Raw genomic sequence first — 5323 nt, forward strand, 5'->3', positions numbered from 1 at the left:
TTAATTCTAGGATGCCTGGAGGTGTCCCTCCTTTTTCAGGTACACCTCTGTAATTTTAGTTTCCATTCTCTGTATTTTTAGTTTACCAAAAACAGCAATAATCTTCTTGATTAATAATAGTATTTATCCTTTAAATTATAGAATTGGCTTGTTAAGAAATTATTATGATGATATTAAATCCAATATTAGTACCTTAAATGATGATTTATCATCACCTGGATTAAATAATATTTCTTCTAAACTAAGATTGAAACGTAATTTGAGATATCAAATAAAAAATGCCAACTATGATTTATTGAGTAATAATATAATAAAAATTCCTAAATCTGAAAATGAAGATATTGTTGGAGGCTGTGAATTTGATTACATTATTAAATTTAATAATAAAACTTATGTTTTGCCAAATGAATTATTGATTCTACTGAAAAAAGTGGGATAAATAGATCCTAAAGGCCCTATAAGATCGAATGAAAACAGAAGAATGCCAGGATATTTCTTCAATAAAGGATTCCAGTACCAATATTACCTGACCAAGATTGTTTAATCAGGTGATGAAACCTGATATTCAATTTTTTGACATAGTTCTCTCTATTATTTTACTCAAGTGCTGAATGAAGGCCTGTGATCACCTGTTAATAACCTGCATAACTGATTGAAATTGTAGCTCAATGCTTTGAATGCTCCATTCATATTGACTTTGATCATGCCGGTAACTTTGAATTTATAAAGTCCATATGATCTTTTAAGCGCAGAAAAGGTGCCTTCAATTGCCGGCCTTAGTTTCATTAATTCCTCGTATTCCGGGTCTTTATGCTTTTCTCGCACTTTATCAAGTTCGTGACGTCGACCGGTAAATCTTACAGTCATATCTTTCTTTTGCTCTTTGATAGGGCACTTATTTCGGAAAGAGCAGTCGCTGCAGTCACTTTTCTTAAACCAGGCAGCATAATAATCATTTTTCTCCAGATACTTGCTTCTTTGCGGAATTACTCCTGCCGGGCAGGCAGCTATACCTTCTTCATCTTTTAGCTTAAAACCGGCAGTGCTGTACTCGGGATCTCTACCTGTTAAATCAGTCGGTATTATTTCCACATCTTCTTTTTCGGCTGCAGCCTGTGAGGTTTCGCCATGATAACCGGCATCTACAACTAATTTATCGAGACAGGTTCTCTCATTCAATCCGGATAATCTGTCCTCAAGAAAGTCAATATCACTGCGCACATTGGGCTCAACTGATACATCGGTTATCATCTGCACAGGATTGTCAGGATGGGAAGTCTCACTAATATTAAAAGAGTATCCCTGAGAAGAGCTTTTACCTTTCCGGCGGTAAGTAGCATCTGGATCATTGGGGTTTTACAGGCTATCAGCGGAGATATCTTCATCATCTTTGAGTTCGCCGCCGGCTTCTATTGTCTGATCATCTACCAGTCGACAGAGAAGTTCATAAGACTTTAAGCTATTGACTTCATCATCATTTTTAAAATGCTGCTTTACAGTTTTGATTTTGCCCAGCAGTATCTCACGGATCTCCTTTTTGGTGTATTCATCAAGATATTCCTGAAACTTTTCTTCTGATAGTATTGTCAGAACGTTTTTGTGTATCTTCCCCTTCTGATTTTTATTAAGATCAGAAACAAAGTTGTCCAGAGTCCTGCGCATAAGTTCTATACTGGAGAGGTTTTTGATGTTGGCATCGACCATGGTGGAATCCATCTTCTGAATTTCGGTTTCTAAATCGGCTATCTCAATTAACGCATCCGTCAGTTCTTCAAAAACTTCTTTGATCAGGTTATTGCCGGTCTTATTGGCGTGTTCGACAATTCTATCGCGAAACTCATAGACAGTTCTATAGGTCAAATTCAGCTGACCCACTCTTTTTAAACCCACTGCTTTCATGAAGCGAACATCATAATTGAAGCTATCAACAACTTCTTTATCGGTGAAATCAAATAACTGCCTTAAGATTTCCAGAGCAATGAGAATCTGGACGGGAAAGTTAGGTCTGCCCATATTTTCCGAAAAAAGAACTTTAAACTTGGATTCGTCTATATTCTTGAATATTTTTCTGTAAAAAATGCCGGGCCAGCCTTCATTAAGCTGATCCTGCTTGGATTCGGGCAAATTGTATTCAAAATCGCCAAAACCCCTTGTTTCATCTTCCTCATATTCTGAAAACATCATATCACCCCAGTTATTATGTTGTTACCATTATACCATATAATCGCCTTGATATCAGGGGTTTTGGACAATTTTTTCCGGCTAAAAAAATGATTTTCCTTGAATCTCGAAGTTTATTTTGGACTTTTTTCAGTGCAATCATTATTAAATAGTAATAATAGAAAAATAGAAGTTAATAAGTTGGATTCTTGGATATTAGATATATAGTTTGACGTCGTCTAACAGAGGGTTTCCGCTACGGCTAAAGCCCAGCCTGCCTTCGGACATGCTCTCTGTCACAAAGTTTGCAATGAGTTAGGTTAGTAGTTTGGCCAGCAAACTTTTGGGTCAGGTCCTGACGGACACGAGCACGTCGGGAACCCTCGGGACGTTATACGACATTGGATAAGGGGGTTTTTTGAATGAATAAAGAAAATCTCCATAACCTTTAGTTAACGGTGCTGTGGGGTTTGCCCCAGCTTTGACCACGAAGTGCGCAAATCTCACGATGAAGCCCTAATAATTGTTGTCTGGGTAGTTTGTCAATTAATTCTTGATGCCACAATCTTATTTTTTCGCCTCCTTTTTCAACTTATTTATGGTAACTCCCTGGCATATATGTCAATACTTATTTACAAATAAACAAAAAAAGACCACCCGTTAAGGTGGTAACTACTCGCTAATTCATAAGCAATATAAGCAAATCTTTTCTTTAAGCTGTGGTTGTAAGGACCTGGATTGGAGATATAAAGGTAATATGTCGAATGGTAATTATTAAAATACTTCAATCAGCTAAAAATTGCACAAAATAAACATTATAAGCGATCAACCTTCACTGATCAGGGGAAATTTTGTAGCAAATCGAAGAAATTCGGAGAAATTTAAAGTTTAGTTTTTAAGTTATTGCCGGCTGAAAAGGCTCCCCGAGAAATGCTAATCTGATCTCAGGGGCTTTCGGCCGGTTTAATTGTTTTTAAATGGCTATAATCAGGGTAATTTGCTTTATGGTGGAAAATAGATTATTTTTGAAAAGTTATTTGTTTCAGAGTCAACAAGAAAATAATAAAACAATCTCCAAGTTCCAATTTAAGGGAGACGGCTAGTGAGTTGGCGAATAAAAAGGCGGCCGCTCAAAAGTTTGCAAGACCTTTTGTTAGCATCATCCCCAGTAGCACAAGGATGTGTTCATGTAGCAGAAGTTATTTAACCACAGTACCTCAACGTAATACCGTACTATATCAGTATAATTCAGAAATAAAGTTGTGGAAATGCAAAAATTTATCTTTTAAGCTAATATAACGTATTTAAGGCGTTTAATTTGGGGGGGAATCATTAATATATTTTTTTATTCCTTCGACTAAAAAAACTACGGCTTTTGCCCCGGGGTCTATTTTACCTTTAGATTTTTCCTTGTAATAAGCCGCTCTCCCATGCTGTGCTATCATATTTTTGGTTCTTTCTGCATTTTCTTCTGCTGTCTTCAAAACCTCATCAATAATGTTTGGTTTAGGAGACTTATTTATTGAATTTTTTATTACATTATTTATTGGAATTAACACATCTAATAAAGTTTTATCCCCTGGCTCAGCCCCTCCTTTTTCACTAATATTATTAATGCCAGCTTCAATCATCATTGAAAAATCTTCAATATCTATGTTATCTTTGCCTTTAACTTGTTTTCCAGCCTCCATTAATGCTGAGGACAATAAAGTTCCCATAGTTGAAGAGGCTTTATTATTGGCAGAAATTCCTCCTTTAATGAGAAATTCACCAATGTCATTTCCTCGATAGTCATCTGCAAATTCGTTAATTCCTTTAAAAAAGTTAACCATGGTTATACCTAAGTCTCCATCTCCAATTTTACCGTCAAGTTCGTTTAACTCATTTTTCTTGTTTTTCATTTCTTTTTCTAAAAACTTACTTAACTCTACTAAATCTTCTATGTCGATATATTGCATTTTGTGTTCTCCTTCCACCAATTATTCTTGAACAAAAAAGGGTGAACACGCAGGGGCTTTTAATAACTTTTTAAATTCCTCGTTAAGTTTAAATAGAGTTATTGACATACCTTTCATTTCTAAAGAAGTCGCATATTCACCAATATATTTATTATATATTTCTATATCTCTGTCGTTTAGTATTTCCCATACTTTTCGATAAACTATATACAATTCTTCTTTAGGTGTGGCTCCTAAACTATTTATTAATACACTTACTTCATCACCTGATTTATAAGGCCCATCTTCTAAAATTTTTTCTAGCATTCTTTTAGTTACTTCATCAGCTGATTTTAATTTTTCTCTTTTTATGCCAGGCTCACCGTGTATTCCCATTCCTATTTCCATTTCATCTTCTTCAATTTCAAAAGTTGGCTTTTTAGCTTCTGGCAATCTACACGGGGAAAGAGCAACCCCCATGCTTCTTATATTGTCAAGTGCTTTTCTGGTTGTTTTAGCTGTTTGTTTTAGATCATATCCTTTATCAGCAGCAGCACCTGCAATTTTATATCCATAAAAAAGACCGGCAATACCTCTTCTGTTTTCTTCCTCTCCTTTTGGAGCTGAAGCCACATCATCTTTTACTAAAACCGTTTCCACTTCTATACCATCCATTTCTACCATTTCAGCAGCCATATCAAAATTCATTACATCGCCACCATAATTTCCATAGAGATAAAGAACTCCTTCGCCTCCAGCTATTTCTTTTGTGACATTCGCCATTTGTTCTGCGCTGGGTGATTGAAACACATCGCCGATAGCCACTCCATCACATAATCCTTCGCCCACATAACCTTTAAAAACAGGGAGATGCCCAGATCCACCACCAGTAGCAATTGCTACCTTTCCATCAATAGGAGCATCAACTCTCACTACTTCTCTGGGGTCTTCATTTACAGTTCTTAACTTATTTGGATAAGCTCTTAATAAACCGGAAATCATTTCATCAACAAAATTTTTTGGATTATTTATGATTTTTTTCACCATATTCACCCTTTCTGTTTTATCTTTAAATTGTTTTTAATTTTTTTGTTCTAAAATTTTTACGCATTGATAACTGCTGACTATTAAAAATGCGGACATTTGTCCTCCCCCTAAGCTGCTGGACATCGTAGCAGCTATAATATAGTATTAAGTCCAAGGGAGGACAAAAAACCATGGCAAAA

At 35.8% G+C, this 5323-nt stretch carries 5 protein-coding genes and 1 pseudogene; 1 reads left to right on the forward strand and 5 read right to left on the reverse strand.

The annotated features are described in order from the left end of the window. Positions 1-106 precede the first annotated feature (106 nt). Entirely contained in the window at positions 107-439 is a 333-nt protein-coding gene (locus BLT15_RS13150; RefSeq protein WP_143423104.1) for a hypothetical protein, read from the forward strand. 161 nt (positions 440-600) lie between these two features. On the opposite strand, the gene BLT15_RS12665 is transcribed toward BLT15_RS13150, so the two are convergent. From BLT15_RS12665 to BLT15_RS12685, 5 genes and pseudogenes are all read right to left on the reverse strand, one after another. Beyond that, positions 601-1251, reverse strand: coding sequence for a transposase (locus BLT15_RS12665; protein WP_089762403.1), 651 nt, complete (start codon positions 1249-1251; stop codon positions 601-603). A 105-nt stretch (positions 1252-1356) separates the two neighbouring features. Continuing rightward, entirely contained in the window at positions 1357-2181 is an 825-nt protein-coding gene (locus BLT15_RS12670; protein ID WP_159429964.1) for a transposase, read from the reverse strand. Positions 2182-2611: 430 nt separating this feature from the next. Further along, a pseudogene (locus tag BLT15_RS12675) lies at positions 2612-2731 on the reverse strand (pyrimidine dimer DNA glycosylase/endonuclease V); the annotation flags it as partial. Between the two features lie 742 nt (positions 2732-3473). Then, on the reverse strand, positions 3474-4136 hold the full coding sequence (gene dhaL / locus BLT15_RS12680) for a dihydroxyacetone kinase subunit DhaL (protein ID WP_234985627.1): 663 nt from the start codon (positions 4134-4136) through the stop codon (positions 3474-3476). A gap of 3 nt (positions 4137-4139) precedes the next feature. Then, positions 4140-5141, reverse strand: a complete 1002-nt coding sequence (locus BLT15_RS12685) for a dihydroxyacetone kinase subunit DhaK (RefSeq protein ID WP_089762409.1) — start codon at positions 5139-5141, stop codon at positions 4140-4142. Positions 5142-5323 lie beyond the last annotated feature (182 nt).

Origin of the sequence: Halarsenatibacter silvermanii, from assembly GCF_900103135.1 — a bacterium.
GTDB classification, from domain to species: domain Bacteria; phylum Bacillota; class Halanaerobiia; order Halanaerobiales; family Halarsenatibacteraceae; genus Halarsenatibacter; species Halarsenatibacter silvermanii.